The organism is Anaerosinus sp. (assembly GCF_965318445.1).
Genome location: NZ_CBDNNH010000021.1, coordinates 25,615 through 43,934, shown reverse-complemented (window position 1 = coordinate 43,934; position 18,320 = coordinate 25,615). Strand labels below are relative to the sequence as shown.

The following is an 18,320-nucleotide window of genomic DNA, read 5'->3' as shown; positions in this document are numbered from 1 at the left end:
CCGTGCCAAAAAAAGAATATTTGCGTAAAGTACTTGTTATCGGTTCAGGGCCGATTATTATTGGGCAGGCAGCAGAATTTGACTATGCGGGAACACAAGCTTGTCGTGCGTTAAAAGAAGAAGGTTTAGAAGTTGTATTGGTAAACAGTAATCCGGCAACGATTATGACAGATGCCAATATTGCAGATAGAGTTTATATAGAACCGCTTACACCGGAATTTTTAGAGGAAGTAATCAGCAAAGAAAGACCGGATGGCTTATTGGCTACGTTAGGTGGTCAAGCGGGATTAAACCTTGCGGTAACTTTGGCAGAGCAAGGTGTGCTGGAAAAATATGAAGTAGAATTATTGGGTACTTCACTTGAGGCAATCAAGAAAGCAGAAGATCGCGAATTATTTAAAGAAACGATGGAAAAATTGGGTGAGCCAATCCCTGAAAGTACAATTGTTGAGGATGTAGCTTCAGCGGTTGCCTTTGCGAAAAAAATTGGCTATCCGATTATCGTGCGTCCTGCTTATACAATGGGCGGTACTGGCGGTGGCATTGCCGATAATGAAGAAGATTTAATTGCCATTGTTATTCGTGGATTAAAATATAGTATGATTGGGCAAGTATTGATTGAACGCAGTGTTGCGGGCTGGAAAGAAATTGAATACGAGGTAATGCGTGATTCAAATGACAACTGTATCACTGTATGTAATATGGAAAACTTTGACCCTGTTGGTGTGCATACTGGTGATAGTATCGTTGTTGCGCCAACCCAGACATTAAGTGATCACGAATTCCAAATGCTTAGAAGCGCTTCACTTAGAATTATTCGTGAATTAGGAATTGAAGGTGGTTGTAATGCACAATATGCCTTAGACCCAAATAGTGATCGGTACTATGTAATCGAAGTAAATCCACGTGTAAGTCGTTCTAGTGCACTGGCGTCTAAAGCTACCGGCTACCCAATTGCGAAAGTGGCAAGTAAAATTGCGATTGGGTATCATTTGGATGAAATCGTAAATGCAGTTACACAAAAAACGATGGCGTGCTTTGAACCGTCGCTTGATTATTGTGTAGTGAAATTTCCACGTTGGCCATTTGACAAGTTTGTATTTGCTGACAGAGAACTAGGTACGCAAATGAAAGCAACAGGCGAAGTTATGTCGATTGACCGTTCCTTTGAAGGCGCGATTTTAAAAGCTGTCCGCTCATTGGAAATCGGTGTGAATCGTTTGCATATGGATGATATGGATAGTTGGTCTGATGCGAAAATCATGGATGCTTTGAAAAATAAAGATGATGAACGTATTTTTGTTATTGCTGAAGCACTTCGTCGTGAGATTGCGACAGTAGATGAAATTCATACGATTACAAAAATTGATATATGGTTCTTATGGAAAATCTATAATATTGTAACGGTAGAAAATCGTATTGCCAAAGAAGAGTTAACGGAAGAATTGATGCTTGCGGCAAAGAAAATTGGTTTAGCTGATCGTTCTATTGCGGAAATCTGCGGTAAAGATATGATGGAAATCAGAAAGATTCGTAAATCTTTTGACATTTATCCTTGTTATAAAATGGTAGATACGTGCGCGGCTGAATTTGAAGCAGCAACGCCATATTATTATTCTACGTATGCACAAGAAGATGAAGTGATTACATCAGATAAGCGAAAAGTGATGGTACTTGGATCAGGGCCAATTCGGATTGGACAAGGGGTTGAATTCGATTATTGTTCCGTTCACTCGGTATGGGCGTTGCGTGAAATGGGAATAGAATCTATCATCGTAAATAACAATCCAGAAACGGTAAGTACAGATTTTGATACTTCTGATAGACTTTATTTCGAGCCATTAACAGCGGAAGATGTATTAAATATTATTGATAAAGAAAAACCAGAAGGGGTAATCGTTCAGTTTGGTGGACAGACAGCGATTAACTTAGCGGGTGCTTTAGCAAAAGCTGGTGTAAAAGTATTTGGCACGTCAGTAGATGATATCGATAGGGCGGAAGATCGTGAACGTTTTGATGAACTATTAGAAAACAGCGGTATTCCACGGCCGAAAGGTGTAAGTGTAACTACTCCGGATGATGCGATTGTTGCAGCGAATGAGATTGGATATCCAGTAGTAGTACGTCCATCTTATGTACTTGGCGGAAGAGCAATGGAGATTGTTTATAACGAAGAAGAATTGCGGGATTATATGGGACGTGCAGTAAAAGTAACACCAGAGCATCCTGTATTAGTTGACCGTTATATGCAAGGTACGGAAGTTGAGGTTGATGCGATTTCCGATGGAACTGATGTAATGATTCCAGGCATTATGGAACATATTGAACGTGCTGGTGTACATTCTGGTGATAGTATTGCGGTATATCCACCACAAACATTATCGGCAAAAATAATTTTCACCATTATTGACTACACAAAACGCTTAGCTACGGGGTTGAATGTAAAAGGATTACTTAACATTCAATATGTAGTAATGGATGACAAAGTGTATGTAATCGAAGTAAATCCCCGTTCTAGCCGTACGATCCCATTCCTAAGTAAAGTCACTGATGTAAAAATGGTGAATGTAGCAACGCGTGTTGCTATGGGGCAAACATTAAAATCTATGGGGTACAAAACGGGTTTATTGCCAGAAAAACCACATATTGCAGTAAAAGCCCCTGTGTTCTCTTTTGCTAAAATGCAAGATGTAGATATTTCACTTGGACCTGAAATGAAGTCTACTGGGGAAGTTATGGGGATTGATTACCATTATGCGAGAGCCTTATATAAAGCGATTACTGGTGCTGGTATGAACATCCCAACACAAGGTACGATTTTGTTCACGGTTGCTAATAAGGACAAAGAGGAAGTAAAACAATTAGCAAAAGCGTTTGCTGACTTAGGTTTCCAACTTGTTGCAACGGCAGGTACTGCGAAAACAATTAATGAATTAGGCATTAATGTAGAAGTTGTAAATAAAGTACATGAAAATAAACCGGATATTATCAAAATGATTAAAACTGGTAAAATTAATATGGTTATCAATACCTTAACGCAAGGTCGTGGTTCTGAACGTGATGGATTTAAAATTCGTCGTGCAACGGTAGAACATGCGATTCCATGCTTAACCTCTATGGATACAGCTTGGGAAGTATTAAGAGTTTTAGACTTTATGCGTGAACGTCGCCTTGTATATACACTAGCATTACAAGATTATGTTGGTGGAGGGGATTCTCTTGCCTAAATATGCAATTGATGGTGAGATTTTAGCTAATGCATTTATTTCTGATGGTGTAAAAGAAGTTGTGATTTCTGTCCCTGAGATTGCACGGCAGTCGAAAGCTGGACAATTTGTTCATCTTAAAATTGCCCAGACGGAATTACTGCGCCGACCTATTAGTATTTCAGATGTAGATGATAAAGCTGGTACTTTGCATTTGATTTATCGAATTGTTGGCAAAGGGACAAAGATGCTGTCAACTTTGCGAAAAGGTGATATTGTTAATTGCCTTGGACCTTTAGGTAATGGCTTTGATTTGAATTGTCAGCGCCCACTTTTAGTGGGCGGTGGCATGGGAATCGCGCCTCTTATTTATTTGGCAAAACAATTTAATCCTCAAAGTACATCTATTTTACTTGGTGGGAAAAATACGGTAGAAATGTTTTGGAAAGATTGCTTTAAGAAGTTAGCTCAGCAAATTTATGTTACGACGGATGATGGCTCTATTGGTTTTAAAGGGTTTACGGTAGATTTACTTCCGGAATTGCTTAGGGAAAATGAATATGATCGTATTTATGTTTGTGGTCCGCATATCATGATGGAAAGCGTAGCAAAAATTGCAAAACAGAGTAATATTCCTTGTCAGGTTTCTTTAGAAAAATATATGGCATGTGGAATTGGAGCATGTCTTTCATGTACGTGTGAAAGTAAAAATGGTGGAAAGCGTAAAAAGGTATGTACAGATGGACCTGTATTTTGGGCTGAGGAGGTATTGTGATGAAGCAGAAAGATATGCTCACAGTTGAAATTGCAGGAATAAAGATGAAAACGCCTGTGATGACAGGTTCAGGAACCTTTGGTTTTGGTGAAGAATATGCGGATTTTCTTGACTTAAATGAAATCGGGGCAATTGTAGTAAAAGGAACGACTTTGTTGCCACGAAGTGGAAATCCAGGTGTACGCATTGCGGAAACACCTAGTGGAATGCTAAATTGCATCGGTTTAGAAAACCCGGGTGTAGACTATTTTTTAAGTGATATTTTACCTCGAATAAAACAATATCGTGCGCCAATTATTGTGAATATGTCTGGAAGTAGCGTTGAAGAATATGGTGTACTTGCGAAACGTCTTGATGTAGATGGTGTAGCTGCTGTTGAGCTTAATATATCTTGTCCTAATGTAAGAGAAGGCGGAATCGCTTTTGGAACAAATAGGGATAGTGCGACTGCGGTCGTTCGTGAAGTAAAAGCGAATACCAAAAAGCCTGTAATCGTGAAATTATCGCCGAATGTTACTGATATTGTTGATATGGCGTTAGCCGTTGAAGCGGCTGGTGCAGATGCAATTTCCATGATTAATACGTTGATTGGAATGGCGATTGATATTAAAACGCAAAGACCTATTTTAGGCAATGTAATTGGTGGTTTATCTGGACCAGCTGTTAAACCTGTAGCTTTGCGGATGGTATGGCAAGTTTCACAAGCAGTAAAAATACCGATTATCGGTATGGGCGGGATTGCAAGTAGTGAAGATGCAATTGAGTTTTTGTTAGCTGGTGCAAGTGCAGTGGCGGTAGGAACTGCAAATTTTGTGAATCCAGCGATTGCAAAAGAAGTTGCAGATGGTATTCAAGAATACTTAAAAGATCATCAATTGTCCAATGTAAAGGAACTTGTTGGACAGTTAAAGGTAAATAAATAAAATATGGAGGTTTGCGATGGCAGATCATAGATTAATTGTAGCCTTAGACTTTCATAATATGGATAAAGTTAAAGCGCTTGTCACGGAACTAGGGGATAGTGTGATCTATTATAAGGTTGGTATGGAGCTGTTTTATAGTGTGGGAACGGAAGTGATTGCGTATTTACGCGAGCAGAAAAAAGAAATTTTTCTTGATTTAAAGCTACATGATATTCCCAATACGACGGCGCAAGGCTTGGCTTCATTGATGAAACTTGGCATTACTATGCTGAATGTACATGCAACAGGCGGGTATACAATGATGAAAACCGCTGTAAAAAATTTAGAAAAACAAGCGTATACCTTAAATACACCAAGACCAAAGCTGATCGCTGTAACTATTTTAACGAGTATGAATGAAACCGATTGGCAAGGTTTAGGTCAGACAATGAAAATTCAGGAACAAGTGGTGCGATTGGCTAAGCTTACCAAAGAGGCTGGGTTAGATGGTGTAGTGGCATCGCCCCGTGAAGCTGCATTGATTCGTCAGGCTTGTGGAGATGATTTTCTTATTGTTACTCCAGGTGTTCGCCCTGTTGGTGCAGCGGTCAATGATCAAAGTCGTATTGCTACGCCGGCAAGTGCATTAGAAAATGGTGCGAGTCATCTCGTTGTGGGGCGCCCAATTACAGCGGCTGCTGATCCGAAAGCAGCCGCGCAAAAAATAATTGCAGAAATGGAGAGGATACGATGACGGAAGCAGAGGTAAAAGAGCTGTTTATTCAAACTGGGGCGATTATGGAAGGACATTTTCTTTTAACGTCAGGCTTACATAGTCCGATGTACGTGGAAAAGTTTCAAGTTTTACAACATCCTAAACACACGGAAAGCTTATGTAAGGCGCTAGCTGATAAATTTGCCGATCAAAATATCGAAGTAGTCGTTGGGCCTGTAACAGGCGGGATTCTGCTTGCGCATGAGGTGGGAAAAGCTTTAGGAACGAGGGCGATTTTTACTGAACGCGAAGATGGGAAAATGACGTTTCGCCGTGGATTTAAATTAGCAAAGGGTGAAAGAGTCTTAATTGTTGAAGATATCGTAACAACAGGTGGTTCGGTAAAAGAGGTTGTTGATGCGGTAAAAGCGCAAGGTGGTATTCCTGTCGGAATCGGTATGCTTGTAAATCGCAGTGGTGGTAAAGTTGATTTTGGTGGGGTGCCATACCAAGCGCTATTAAACTTAACAGTAACTACTTACAAACCAGAAGCATGTCCATTATGCCAGGCTGGAGAGCAAATGACAAAACGTGGTAGCCGTAATTTAAATAAATAATTTATTTTTGTGCATAGGAATATTATGATTGTTTCTATGCACAAATTTATTTAATATATAATTTTAGTATTTATAATAGAGCAAGTAGAGTAAATTCTCGTTTGTGTATTTTTCTTTAGGTAAATTTGTTTTATATAAAAGTAATTGACAATTAGATATATTTAGTTTAAAATATTTAATTGTCAGGCTGATTATATAGTGTGGCCCGGTAGTTTAGTTGGTTAGAATGCCGCCCTGTCACGGCGGAGGTCAGGGGTTCAAGTCCCCTTCGGGTCGCCATTTATGCGGAAATAGCTCAGTGGTAGAGCATCGCCTTGCCAAGGCGAGGGTCGCGAGTTCGAATCTCGTTTTCCGCTCCAGAAGTACATATAGGGGTATAGCTCAATTGGTAGAGTAGTGGTCTCCAAAACCATTGGTTGAGGGTTCAAGTCCTTCTGCCCCTGCCAGACTAAATCTTAAGAATTCCGTAAGGAATTCTTTTTTTATATTCAAATGAAAGATTTCGATGAATAAAATCTCTTTACAAGATAAAAAATATTTGATATATTAATACTCATAAAACCGATTGTTTTAGTCGGAAATAAAAAGTGATAACAGGAGAGATGGTTTGTGAAGTTATCAACGAAAGGGCGCTATGGTGTAGCTGCAATGTATGAGCTTGCTCTGCATTATGGTGAAGGTCCAATTTCATTGAAAAGTATTGCGCAAAAGCAAGGAATTTCTGAGCATTATTTAGAACAATTGATTTGTACTTTGCGCAACTCTGGTTATGTAACGAGTATTCGTGGTGCTCAGGGTGGATATATTTTAGCAAAAGATCCTAAAGGTATTACCGTTGGTGATATTATCATTGCAATGGAGGGTCCGATTGCTCTTGTTGATTGTTTGCTTACAGATGCAGAAGATAATCGTTATTGTAAAAAGGCTGGAGCTTGTGTTACACGTGGTGTATGGGCAAAGGTTTGCGATAGCATTAATGAAGTTTTGAATTCCATCACATTAGCGGATTTATGCCGTGAAGAAAAGAAATAAGGAGATGGCTCTAATGAGAAAAATTTATTTTGACCATGCAGCAACGACTCCAACGGATGAAAGTGTTGCTAAGGCAATGATTGAATATATGACAACGAAGTTTGGAAACCCTTCTAGTGTTCATGCCTTTGGGCGTGAAGTACGCAAAGAGGTAACTGAAGCGCGTGAAGCAGTTGCTGATTTAATTGGTGCAGCAAATAGTAATGAAATATTTTTTACAAGTGGTGGAAGTGAAAGTGATAACTTTGCTTTAAAAGGAATTGCATTTGCAAACCAAAGACGCGGGAATCATATTATTACTTCGCAAATCGAACATCATGCGGTTTTGCATACTTGCCAATGGTTAGAAAAACATGGATTTGAAGTTACCTATTTACCAGTGGATGAATACGGCATGGTTCGTTTAGAAGATGTAAAGGCAGCAATTACCGAAAAGACGATTTTAATTAGCATAATGTTTGCCAATAATGAGGTTGGTACGATTGAACCAATCAAAGAAATTGGTGCGATTGCAAAAGAAAAAGGGATTTATTTTCATACGGATGCGGTACAAGCTGTGGCAAATGTACCAATTCATGTACAGGAGATGAATATTGATTTATTATCTTTGTCTGGACATAAATTTTATGGGCCGAAAGGAATCGGTGCACTTTATATTAGACGTGGCGTGAAAATCGAAGCGGTTCAAATGGGTGGAGCGCAAGAGCGAAACTTACGTGCCGGAACAGAAAATGTGCCAGCGATTGTTGGCTTAGGAATTGCGGCGCGTAATGCAAAACGCGATTTAGAAGAAAAAGCGGCGCGGTTAGCAAGCTTGCGTGATAAATTGATTCAGGGAATTCAAGAAAAAATTACAAATGTAAAATTAAATGGACATCCAACAAAACGCTTGCCGGGTAACGTGAACTTAAGTTTTCGTTTTATCGAGGGTGAGGCATTGCTATTGAATTTGGATATGAAGGGGATAGCAGCTTCAAGTGGGTCTGCTTGCACATCGGGGTCGTTAGATCCATCCCATGTTTTATTAGCACTAGGGCTGACTCATGAAACAGCGCATGGCTCACTTCGTATAACTTTAGGGAAAATGAATACGGAAGAAGATATTGACTACACTTTGGAGGTTTTACCTGAAATTGTGAATAGACTTCGTAGTATGTCGATGCTTTGTGAAGAAAACTCTGAAGGCTTAATGAAAAAATAAAAAAGATTAGAAGAGGTGTTAGTTATGGCAGAAGGTGTATACACAGAAAAAGTGATGGATCATTTTGCAAATCCTCGTAATGTAGGGGAAATTAAAGATGCTGATGGTGTAGGCGAGGTTGGCAATGCAAAATGTGGCGATATTATGCGTATTTATTTAAAGGTAGAAGATAATATTATTAAGGATGTTAAATTTAAAACTTTTGGATGTGGAGCAGCGATTGCAACAAGTAGTATGGTTACTGAGATGGTAATGGGGAAAACTTTAGAAGATGCTTTAACCGTGACAAATCAAGCAGTAGCAGAAGCTTTGGGAGGACTTCCTCCGGTAAAAATGCATTGCTCAAACTTAGCTGCAGATGCAATGCATAAAGCGATACAGGATTATATGAAGAAACACGCGAAAGCGGAGTAAGAAAGGTGATTCATTAATATGTGTGCTAAACCCAAAGTGGTTGTAGCCATGAGCGGAGGGGTAGATAGTTCTTTAACTGCTGCCCTTCTTGCACATGAGGGCTACGAGGTAATCGGTGTTACGATGCGTCTCAGTGATGATAGTCGTGATTTTGATATAGATGCTGATCGAGGCTGTTGTTCTTTATCAGCGGTTGATGATGCAAGAAGAGTTGCAGATACAATTGGAATTCCTCATTATGTAATGAACTTTCGTGATATGTTTCAAGAAAAAGTGGTAGATTATTTTATTTCTGAATATGCAAAAGGAAAAACACCTAATCCATGTATTGCTTGTAACCGCTATGTTAAATTTGAAGGGCTGCTTAAGCGATCGCTTGAATTAGGGGCAGAATTTGTAGCTACTGGGCATTATGCGAGGATTGAACGAGATGAAAATACAGGACGATATGTGTTACGTAAAGGGATTGATGTGACGAAAGACCAATCTTACGCACTTTATCACTTAAATCAAAAAACATTGCATCATTTTATGATGCCGCTTGGTAAGTATACAAAAATAGAGACACGGAAAATGGCGGCCGAGTTTAATTTACCGGTAGCCAATAAACCTGATAGTCAAGAAATTTGTTTTGTACCGAATGATGATTATAAAGCTTATTTGGAGGATAAAGCGCCGAAAGTATTAAAGGCTGGCGATATTGTTGATATTGAGGGCAACGTATTAGGACGACATAAAGGTGTTCCATTATATACGATTGGGCAAAGAAAAGGATTGGGAATTGCGGCGTCTAATCCATTGTATGTCATCGGCTTAGATATGCAAAAAAATCGGGTGATTGTTGGTAGTAACACAGAGGTATTTGCTGATGAATTAATTGCAACCGATTTAAATTTGATTACGGTAGATGAGATTACAGAGCCTCTTAGCGTTGCGGCAAAAGTAAGATATGGAGCTAAGGAAGGCGAGGCTGTGATTACGCCGATAAATAAAGATATTATTCGTGTGAAGTTTGCTGAAAAACAGCGTGCGATAACTCCAGGCCAATCTGTTGTTTTTTATGATGGGGAAAATGTGGTTGGCGGTGCGACAATTATTAAATCCGTAGTGCCTAAAAGCTAGTTATTGATTCTTGTAAGGATCTTTTTAGATAGGACAGCAATGGTTTAACGCTTTATCTTTGTTTAAACGAGATAAAAAATTTTATTTACTTATCAATAAAATTCGTTTATATTGGTAATAATATTAGTACGGTTGTATTGACAAGCGAAAATTCTTTACATATTTTTGTAAAGGCGTGAGGTGAGAATGGTGCTTGTTTGTCCTGTTTGTGGCGAACGTGGCATAGGTAAGGTTGGTATTGGTCAATATTATTGTAAGGACTGTTGTATAGAGTTTGAATGTAAAAATGATACAATAAAGATATACAATGTTCAAGATGACGGTACGTTAATTGCTATACCAGAGGATTCCACACTAAAAGATAATGTAGAGGTTGCTCAATAAAACATAAAGAATATATCTTTTAGATATATTCTTTATGTTTTATTGTATATTTATTGCGCTTTATAGAAAAACTACAGGAAGAAGAATTGCAAAACTCATAAGGGAGGCAATAAATATTATGCAGGGGAAATTTTTGCAAGGTGTATTTTGGGGCGGTATTATGGGGGCTGTAGTTGCAATAAATTGGGATAAACTAGCGCAGAAATGTCCAATGATGAATGAATTGAAAAAATTTGTAGGAGATGAACAATCAGATTGTCATTGTTCTTCACATAATCATGAGCATAAGCCGAGAAATAAATCACGCAAGTATATTCAAGCACGTAGCCATCGAATTTTAAAAGATTTGTAAGAAAAAATATCAGCTGACAAATGTTGGCTGATATTTTTCTTATTATTTTATAAATATTTTAGCTTTGTGCTACCTTTTTTATGTTTTTTTATGGTATTATATAAAAATACGGTTTATTATGTCTAGGTTATGCTAAGTAGGTTAAGCGTTGACTTTATTGAATAAATTTCGTATAATATTTTGGATAATTCCCTAAACAGTAGTGGAGGTAGATTGTTTTGAAATTTATGAGTGGAAGGGAACTGCGCGAGAAATATTTGCAGTTTTTTGCTAGTAAGGAACATTTAAGATTACCAAGTGCATCGTTAATACCAGAAAACGATCCCACTTTATTAATGATAGGTGCAGGAATGGCACCATTTAAACCTTTTTTTACTGGAAAAATGAAGCCCCCTCATACGCGAATTACGACAAGTCAAAAATGCGTAAGAACGGGTGATATAGAAAACGTTGGGCGTACAGCTAGACATCAAACTTTCTTCGAAATGTTAGGAAACTTTTCTTTTGGCGACTATTTTAAACGTGAAGCAATTCATTGGGCGTGGGAGTTTTTAACTGAGCATTTAGAAATGCCGAAAGATAAATTATGGGTAACGATTTATCCAGATGATGCAGAAGCGTATAAAATTTGGGCCGAAGAAATTGGCGTAAACCCTGAACATATTGTAAAGCTAGAAGATAATTTTTGGGAGATCGGGCCAGGCCCATGTGGTCCATGTTCAGAAATCTATATAGATTTAGGTGAAGAACGTGGTTGCGGAAGTCCAGATTGTGCAGTAGGATGCGATTGTGACCGTTTCTTAGAGATTTGGAATCTTGTCTTTACTCAATTTGATAGGGATGAAGAAGGAAATTACTCTCCACTTGAAAAGAAAAATATTGATACAGGTGCGGGATTAGAGCGTCTTGCATCAGTATTACAAAATAAACGATCTAATTTTGAAACGGACTTACTTTTCCCAATTATTGAGTATGCAAGTAATATATCTAATGTTGCATATGGGACAAATGAAAAAAATGATATTTCACTTAAAGTTATTGCCGACCATGCAAGAAGCATGACAATTATGATTTTAGATGGTATTTTGCCTTCTAATGAAGGTCGTGGCTATGTACTTAGAAGAATTATTCGCAGAGCGATTCGCCATGGTCGTTTATTGGGAATTGAAAGTGCATTTTTAACTGGTGCTGTAGATGCAGTTGTTGAAATTTTTGATGAAGTTTTTCCAGAATTATTAGAAAAACAAGATTATATTAAAAAGGTAATTAGTTTAGAAGAAGAACGTTTCCATACAACTTTAGTACAAGGTATAGAATTGTTAAATCATCATATCGATGAATTAAAACAAGCAGATAAAGTAGTACTTAGTGGGGAAGCTGCATTTAAGTTATATGATACGTTTGGTTTTCCTTGGGAGCTAACTGCTGAAATTCTTGAAGAGAATGGTCTTTCTTTAGATAAAGAAGCTTTTGATAAAGCCATGACGCAGCAAAGAGAACGTGCACGTGCAGCACGCCAAGAAAATCAACGTATTTCTATTCCGGATTTAAGTGGGCTTGATACAGAAAAACTTACTTTTGATATGAGAGCTCAATCGGCACAGGTTATTTGTATTTGGAAAGATGGAGAAATGGTTGATAATGCAAATGATGGGGAAGAGGCTGGAATTATCCTTGATGTTACACCTTTCTATGCAGAGGGTGGCGGACAGGTTGGAGACAGCGGTGTATTTGAGACGGAATTAGGCAAGGTTGAAGTTGCAGCAGCGAAAAAATTACCGAATGGTACGATTTATCATATTGGATATGTTGTAGAGGGGACCATTAAGGTTGGTGATATAGTAACAATTGCTATTGATTTGTCAGCGAAAAAAGCTACGGCGCGCAATCATACGGCAACACATTTATTGCAAGCTGCATTAAAGCGTGTGCTTGGTGCGCATGTAAATCAAGCGGGGTCATCTGTTAGTCCAGAACGTTTACGTTTCGACTTTTCACATTTTGAGCCAGTTACAGCAGAGCAGATGCAAGAAGTTGAGAAAATTGTAAATAATGTGATTTTTTCAGCTACCGATGTTGAAATCTTTGAAACTTCACAAGATGAAGCAAAAGCTATGGGGGCTATGGCTTTATTTGGGGAGAAATATGGAGACAGAGTTCGCGTTGTATCTGTTGGTGATTATAGTAAAGAGTTGTGCGGTGGAACTCATGTTGATAATGTAGCAATGATTGGTACATTTAAAATTATTAGCGAAGCTGGAGTAGCATCAGGAGTGCGGCGTATTGAAGCGATTACTGGTGAGGCAGCATTAGAATACTTTAATGGAAAATTGGCTACATTAAATACAGTTTCTGATATGTTAAGAACTCGTCCAGAAGAAATTGTTGCGCGCTTGGATGCAGTTTTAGCTAATGTAAAAGAGCTAGAGCATAGCTTAAACGAATTGAGTGCGATGAAAGCGAAAGCAGAAGCACAAAAACTACTGTTAGCGGTACAAGACTTTAGCGGAGTTCCAGCAATTATCGGTAAAGCTCAAGTTGCTGATATGGATGAATTAAGAAATTTAGCTGATCTTACTTGCGATAAATTAAATGGTGGTTTAGTTGTTCTTGCAGCTGTTGGCGACGAAAAAGTAAACTTTGTCGTCAAAGTTAGCAAAGAAGCAGTTAAAAAAGGAATTCATGCAGGGAATATTGTGAAAGCGACAGCCAAAGTTGCTGGTGGTGGCGGTGGTGGTCGTCCGGATATGGCGCAAGCCGGTGGTAAAATGCCAGAAAAAACGGGCGAAGCTTTCGATATGGCAGTTGCAACTATTAAGGAGCAACTTGGTATTTAATGAAAATAAATAGGGCAGATAAATATCTGTCCTATTTTTATATTTTGAAGGGAAATAGTAGGTCAAGCACGAATATATATGTAATATAAGTCGATACTATTGGAGAGGGTGATGCTAGATGGCAAATATGGAAGAAACAATGATGTTTAGAGTAGGAACAGAAGATGCTCCGAAGGCGTCTGTTGTGATTGAAGAAGCATGCCAAGCTATGCGGGAAAAGGGATATAATCCAATTAATCAATTAGTTGGATATTTACTCTCTGGAGATCCTACCTACATTACGAGTTATAATAATGCCAGAAGTAAGATCAGAAAGATAGAACGTGATGAACTTTTAGAAGAGTTTATACGATCTTATATTGAGAAATAGGATTTGTAAGGAGAAAAAATGCGAATATTAGGACTCGATGTAGGGGATAAAACGATCGGCATAGCCGTAAGTGATGCCTTGATGATTACTGCACAAGGAGTGGAGACTATACGTCGAACTTCTTTAGAGCGAGATTTGAAAAGATTACAAGAATTAATGGCAGAATATGAAACAAATCAATTACTTATTGGAATGCCAAAAAATATGAATGGAACAATTGGTCCACGAGCTGAAATTGTAAAGGCATTTGCTGAATTAATTGTTGACAAAATTGAAGGAACAAAAATTATTTTTTGGGATGAAAGACTTTCGACAGTAGCAGCAACGAAGTCTTTGATTGCTGCAGATGTCAGCAGAGCAAAAAGACGCAAGGTGATAGACAAAATGGCAGCTGTCTTTATATTACAGGGATATTTAGATAGTAGAGGGTGAATCTTTCTTGACAGCTAAACTTTTCTAGTATACTATGAAGGGGCAAAGTTTGTTAAGAATATAAGAAAATAATTTAATGAGGTGAATTAAATGGCTGATAAAGAAAAAGAAGTTATTGATGAACAAGATGAATTAGTTGTTGTCATGACAGATGAAGAGGGAAATGAATTTTACTATCGTGAAGAACTTATCATTCCTGTTGGCGATAAAAAATTTGCACTTTTAGTTGGTATTAATGAAGATGAAGAGCATGACTGCGGATGTGATTGTGGTTGTGACGATGAAGATGTTTTCATCGCTAGAATTGATTTGGACGAAAATGGTGAAGAAGTTTATGTAGATCCTACAGATGAAGAATTTGAAGAAGTACAAAAAGCCTATGACGAATTAATGGCTGAGGAAGAAGAATAACAATAACATAAGAGTGAGATGTTCTAATCTGTTTAGATTCTTTTTAAGTATTGTAGTTTGAGACGATTATGATACTGAATTTAAATTAAATAAGGTTTAATTACATTTTAAATCGGGGATTTTTCCCCGATTTTTTTATGTGATTATCTTTAAAATAATGTTTTTTTTTGTTATAATCAATAAGATATAATGTTGGATTTTGTATCATTTTTATAATGTAAGACTTAACTCTAATTATAGAAAAAGGAATTTGTGAAGTGATGCAGTGAAATCTTTGATTTTGTATGAGTCGCTTACTTTTGTTAGATGAATAGTAATCATCGAATAAATTAAAGATTTTCTGTAAGATAGTGAATTCATAAAATGAAAGTAGAGATGATTTACATAGAGTCAATATCAATTATTTTATTAAGCATATAGGATTGAATATTAGTGTTACTAAAGAAGATTTATAAAATGTAATTAATTTAATTGGAATTCATTTGGGGGTGAAGGGATGCTAGAGATAAGGAAAAATGAACAACAAATATCCACATGGATTATTTTAACTGTTTTTTTAGCATTTTCTTTTTTTATGTTTACCTACGGTTTTATGCATCAGACGCATGTAAAGCATCATGGAGATGTTTATATTACAGTAAAATCTGGGATGTCTGCAGATGATGTAGCAAATTTACTTTATGAACGAAATGTGATTGATAGTGTGATTGGATTTAAAATCATTGCAAAAATGAATGCTTTAGATAGTGAATTAAAAGCTGGTGAATATGCTTTTTCAAAAGATATGTCATACAGTACAATCGTTGATATACTTGTCAAAGGAGAAATCTCTGCTAATGAAATTAGAGTTACGGTTCCAGAAGGATATAATATCAATCAAATTGGTAAGATATTAGAAGAAAAAGGGATAACAACACAAAAAGATTTTGAAAAAGCCGCAAAAGATTTTGCTCCATATGAATATATTTCTTTAGATTCTCAAGCGCAGTATCGTGTAGAAGGGTTTTTGTTCCCTGATACCTATCAGTTTTCACGTAAACAGTCATCAAAAGAAATTCTTGGCATTATGACAAAGGAATTTAATGATAAATTGACGGAAGAGATGAGAGAGCGCGCAAATCAAATGGGACTTTCTATTCGAGAGCTTGTTATTTTGGCTTCTTTAGTCGAAAAAGAGGCGCAAGTGGATGAAGATAGACCAATTATTGCGCAAGTGTTCATGAATCGTTTAAAAGAGCATATGCCTTTGCAATCATGTGCGACAATTCAGTATATTCTAGGTTTTCCTAAGCCGGAATTATCATTACAAGATACAAAAATAGAATCTCCATATAACACGTATCAAAATATGGGGTTGCCGCCGGGCCCGATTGCAAACCCAGGAGTAGAATCAATCAAGGCAGTTTTATATTCAACACCAACGGATTATTTATATTTTGTTGCTGATAAGAATGGAAAGCACCATTTTAGCAAAACATATGAAGAACATCTTCTAGCGATAGATAGGATAGGATAAAAATGGATTTGTTATTAAAAAAAATGGAAGAGTATGCGAAGAAATATAGAGTTCCGATTATTAATGAAAATGGTAAAAGAGTATTAGTCTCAGTTATTGATGAAAAAAAACCTAAAAAAGTATTAGAAATAGGAACTGCTATTGGGTATTCTGCATTATTAATTGCGCAGCATAGTGATCCAGAGATAAAGATTCTTTCTTTAGAATTAGATGAACAACGTGCTGAAGTTGCGAGTAGCTTTCTTTCGGAGTCGTCATATGAGGATAAAATTGAAATTCGGCAAGGGGATGCAGCGCAAATACTTAATACATTAACTGATTTTTATGATGTTATTTTTATTGATGCAGCGAAAGGTCAGTATCCATACTATTTTAAACAAGCTTTATCATTACTTGCTAAAGATGGCGTTATTATAGCAGATAATGTTTTATTTAGAGGCTATGTCGAAAGCAGTGAGAAGCCACCAAGACGTTATAAAACAATTGTGAATCGATTACGAGAATATATAAAAATGGCTACAGAACATCCTGAGTTTGAGACAAAAATTCATCATGATGGAGATGGGTTAGCTGTTTCTTATCATAGGGGGAAAAATAGTGAAGAAACCTGAGTTATTAGCTCCGGCAGGAAATTTAGAAAAATTGAAAATGGCATTAATTTATGGCGCAGATGCGGTTTTTTTAGGCGGAAAGGCTTTTGGACTACGTGCATTTGGTGGAAACTTTACAGAAGAGGAATTAAAGGAAGGCGTGGAGTTTGCTCATGAAATGGGCAAAAAAGTATATGTGACAGTAAATATATATGCGCATAATAGTGATTTGGGGAAATTACCAGAATACTTAAAATACCTTGAGTCTATTCGGGTAGATGCTATTTTAGTTGCAGATTTGGGAGTGTTTCGAATCGCGAAGCAAGTTGCGCCTAATCTGCAAATTCATATTAGCACTCAAGCGAATAATACGAATTGGGCTTCTGTTCAAGCTTGGAAAGATATGGGCGCTTCTCGAGTGGTATTAGCACGAGAGTTATCGATAAATGAGATTGCTGAAATTCGAGAAAAATGTGATGTTGAATTAGAAATGTTTGTACATGGTGCAATGTGTATTTCTTATTCAGGGCGTTGCCTAATGAGTAATTATTTTACAGGAAGAGATGCAAATCGTGGGAGTTGTGCGCAATCTTGCCGCTGGAAGTATAGTTTAGTGGAAGAAAAGCGCCCGGGTGAATTTATCCCTGTATTTGAGGATGAACGTGGTACGTATATTTTTAATTCAAAAGATATGTGCTTGCTACCATATATTGATCAGGTGATAAAAAGTGGTGTTGATAGTTTAAAAATTGAAGGTCGGATGAAAAGTGTTCATTATGCATCTAGTGTTGTGAAAGCTTATCGCCTGGCGATTGATAGTTATTTTGCAGATCCAGATGCATTTGAGATTAAAGATGAATGGTTAGATGAATTGCAAAAGGTTTCTCATCGTGAATATACAACTGGATTTTATTTTCATAGGCCGACAGAAAAAGATCAGATTTATGGTTCGTCCTCTTATATACAGACAAGCGATTTTATTGGACTTGTTCTTAGCTATGATGAACCTACAGGGTTTGCAATTGTTGAGCAACGTAACAACATGAAAATCGGTCAGGAGATTGAAGTTATTCAACCTAAGGGGGAGACTTTTAAACAAAATATTGATATAATGTTAAATGATGAAGATGTGGCAATCGAAGTAGCGCCACATGCACAACAGATAATAAAAATAAAAATGAATGAACCGGTAGAGCCATATGCAATGTTAAGGCGTAAGGAGAATTATGAAAGAGCTAGTCAAAATAAAGATAGATCCTAAATATATTAACTTTTTCAATAGAATAATGGAAGGCTATGAATATTTAGGAACAGTTAGTACGATTAATAATAAAGAGGGAATTGTAATCGTTAGAGCAACACCTGATACTTTTAAGGAAGTAGAAGAGGTAATCGCGAATTTACCATTTCATTATTCTTTAATAGAAGAATAATGAAGGGGGAA

19 protein-coding genes and 3 tRNA genes are annotated in these 18,320 nt (G+C 37.2%); all 22 read left to right on the top strand.

What is annotated here, in order from left to right; all coding sequences use genetic code 11:
- Window positions 1-2 precede the first annotated feature (2 nt).
- The 22 genes from carB to ACWZFG_RS10590 all read left to right on the top strand — a co-directional run bounded on the left by carB (window position 3) and on the right by ACWZFG_RS10590 (window position 18,309).
- A complete protein-coding gene (gene carB, locus ACWZFG_RS10695; protein WP_177505883.1) occupies window positions 3-3,227 on the top strand; it encodes a carbamoyl-phosphate synthase large subunit in 3,225 nt (1,074 codons plus the stop codon).
- On the top strand, window positions 3,220-3,981 hold the full coding sequence (locus ACWZFG_RS10690; RefSeq protein WP_418626545.1) for a dihydroorotate dehydrogenase electron transfer subunit: 762 nt from the start codon (window positions 3,220-3,222) through the stop codon (window positions 3,979-3,981). Before carB ends, ACWZFG_RS10690 begins: the two co-directional genes overlap by 8 nt.
- A complete protein-coding gene (locus ACWZFG_RS10685; RefSeq protein ID WP_177505885.1) occupies window positions 3,981-4,904 on the top strand; it encodes a dihydroorotate dehydrogenase in 924 nt (307 codons plus the stop codon). Before ACWZFG_RS10690 ends, ACWZFG_RS10685 begins: the two co-directional genes overlap by 1 nt.
- A 16-nt stretch (window positions 4,905-4,920) precedes the next feature.
- On the top strand, window positions 4,921-5,637 hold the full coding sequence (gene pyrF / locus ACWZFG_RS10680) for an orotidine-5'-phosphate decarboxylase (RefSeq protein ID WP_177505886.1): 717 nt from the start codon (window positions 4,921-4,923) through the stop codon (window positions 5,635-5,637).
- Window positions 5,634-6,215, top strand: a complete 582-nt coding sequence (pyrE, locus tag ACWZFG_RS10675; protein ID WP_177505887.1) for an orotate phosphoribosyltransferase — start codon at window positions 5,634-5,636, stop codon at window positions 6,213-6,215. The genes pyrF and pyrE overlap by 4 nt, the downstream gene beginning before the upstream one ends.
- Before the next feature lie 202 nt (window positions 6,216-6,417).
- Window positions 6,418-6,494, top strand: a tRNA-Asp gene (locus tag ACWZFG_RS10670).
- Between the two features lie 5 nt (window positions 6,495-6,499).
- A tRNA-Gly gene (locus ACWZFG_RS10665) sits at window positions 6,500-6,574 on the top strand.
- Between the two features lie 11 nt (window positions 6,575-6,585).
- Window positions 6,586-6,661, top strand: a tRNA-Trp gene (locus ACWZFG_RS10660).
- A 163-nt stretch (window positions 6,662-6,824) separates the two neighbouring features.
- On the top strand, window positions 6,825-7,247 hold the full coding sequence (locus ACWZFG_RS10655) for an RrF2 family transcriptional regulator (protein WP_177505888.1): 423 nt from the start codon (window positions 6,825-6,827) through the stop codon (window positions 7,245-7,247).
- A 13-nt stretch (window positions 7,248-7,260) separates the two neighbouring features.
- Window positions 7,261-8,448: a cysteine desulfurase NifS gene (nifS, locus tag ACWZFG_RS10650; RefSeq protein WP_147670649.1), complete on the top strand. Its 1,188-nt coding sequence runs from the start codon at window positions 7,261-7,263 to the stop codon at window positions 8,446-8,448.
- Window positions 8,449-8,472: 24 nt separating this feature from the next.
- On the top strand, window positions 8,473-8,862 hold the full coding sequence (gene nifU, locus ACWZFG_RS10645; protein WP_147670647.1) for a Fe-S cluster assembly scaffold protein NifU: 390 nt from the start codon (window positions 8,473-8,475) through the stop codon (window positions 8,860-8,862).
- 18 nt (window positions 8,863-8,880) lie between these two features.
- Complete coding sequence (gene mnmA, locus ACWZFG_RS10640; RefSeq protein ID WP_177505889.1) at window positions 8,881-9,984, top strand: tRNA 2-thiouridine(34) synthase MnmA; 1,104 nt, start codon at window positions 8,881-8,883, stop codon at window positions 9,982-9,984.
- Window positions 9,985-10,170: 186 nt separating this feature from the next.
- Window positions 10,171-10,368 carry a hypothetical protein gene (locus tag ACWZFG_RS10635; RefSeq protein WP_147670643.1) on the top strand — a complete coding sequence of 66 codons (198 nt, stop codon included), beginning with the start codon at window positions 10,171-10,173 and terminating at the stop codon, window positions 10,366-10,368.
- Window positions 10,369-10,486: 118 nt separating this feature from the next.
- Window positions 10,487-10,720 (top strand): hypothetical protein, encoded by a 234-nt coding sequence (locus ACWZFG_RS10630; RefSeq protein WP_177505890.1) that lies wholly within the window; start codon window positions 10,487-10,489, stop codon window positions 10,718-10,720.
- 218 nt (window positions 10,721-10,938) lie between these two features.
- Window positions 10,939-13,557 (top strand): alanine--tRNA ligase, encoded by a 2,619-nt coding sequence (gene alaS / locus ACWZFG_RS10625; RefSeq protein WP_455577618.1) that lies wholly within the window; start codon window positions 10,939-10,941, stop codon window positions 13,555-13,557.
- A 118-nt stretch (window positions 13,558-13,675) separates the two neighbouring features.
- Complete coding sequence (locus ACWZFG_RS10620) at window positions 13,676-13,927, top strand: IreB family regulatory phosphoprotein (RefSeq protein ID WP_147670637.1); 252 nt, start codon at window positions 13,676-13,678, stop codon at window positions 13,925-13,927.
- An 18-nt stretch (window positions 13,928-13,945) separates the two neighbouring features.
- Window positions 13,946-14,359, top strand: coding sequence for a Holliday junction resolvase RuvX (gene ruvX, locus ACWZFG_RS10615; protein WP_177505892.1), 414 nt, complete (start codon window positions 13,946-13,948; stop codon window positions 14,357-14,359).
- A 90-nt stretch (window positions 14,360-14,449) separates the two neighbouring features.
- Entirely contained in the window at window positions 14,450-14,770 is a 321-nt protein-coding gene (locus ACWZFG_RS10610) for a DUF1292 domain-containing protein (RefSeq protein WP_177505893.1), read from the top strand.
- A gap of 496 nt (window positions 14,771-15,266) precedes the next feature.
- Window positions 15,267-16,286 carry an endolytic transglycosylase MltG gene (gene mltG, locus ACWZFG_RS10605; RefSeq protein WP_177505894.1) on the top strand — a complete coding sequence of 340 codons (1,020 nt, stop codon included), beginning with the start codon at window positions 15,267-15,269 and terminating at the stop codon, window positions 16,284-16,286.
- Window positions 16,287-16,288: 2 nt separating this feature from the next.
- Complete coding sequence (locus tag ACWZFG_RS10600; protein ID WP_177505895.1) at window positions 16,289-16,897, top strand: O-methyltransferase; 609 nt, start codon at window positions 16,289-16,291, stop codon at window positions 16,895-16,897.
- Window positions 16,884-18,137 carry a peptidase U32 family protein gene (locus tag ACWZFG_RS10595; protein ID WP_455577617.1) on the top strand — a complete coding sequence of 418 codons (1,254 nt, stop codon included), beginning with the start codon at window positions 16,884-16,886 and terminating at the stop codon, window positions 18,135-18,137. The genes ACWZFG_RS10600 and ACWZFG_RS10595 overlap by 14 nt, the downstream gene beginning before the upstream one ends.
- A 25-nt stretch (window positions 18,138-18,162) precedes the next feature.
- Entirely contained in the window at window positions 18,163-18,309 is a 147-nt protein-coding gene (locus ACWZFG_RS10590) for a DUF4911 domain-containing protein (RefSeq protein ID WP_455577616.1), read from the top strand.
- Window positions 18,310-18,320 lie beyond the last annotated feature (11 nt).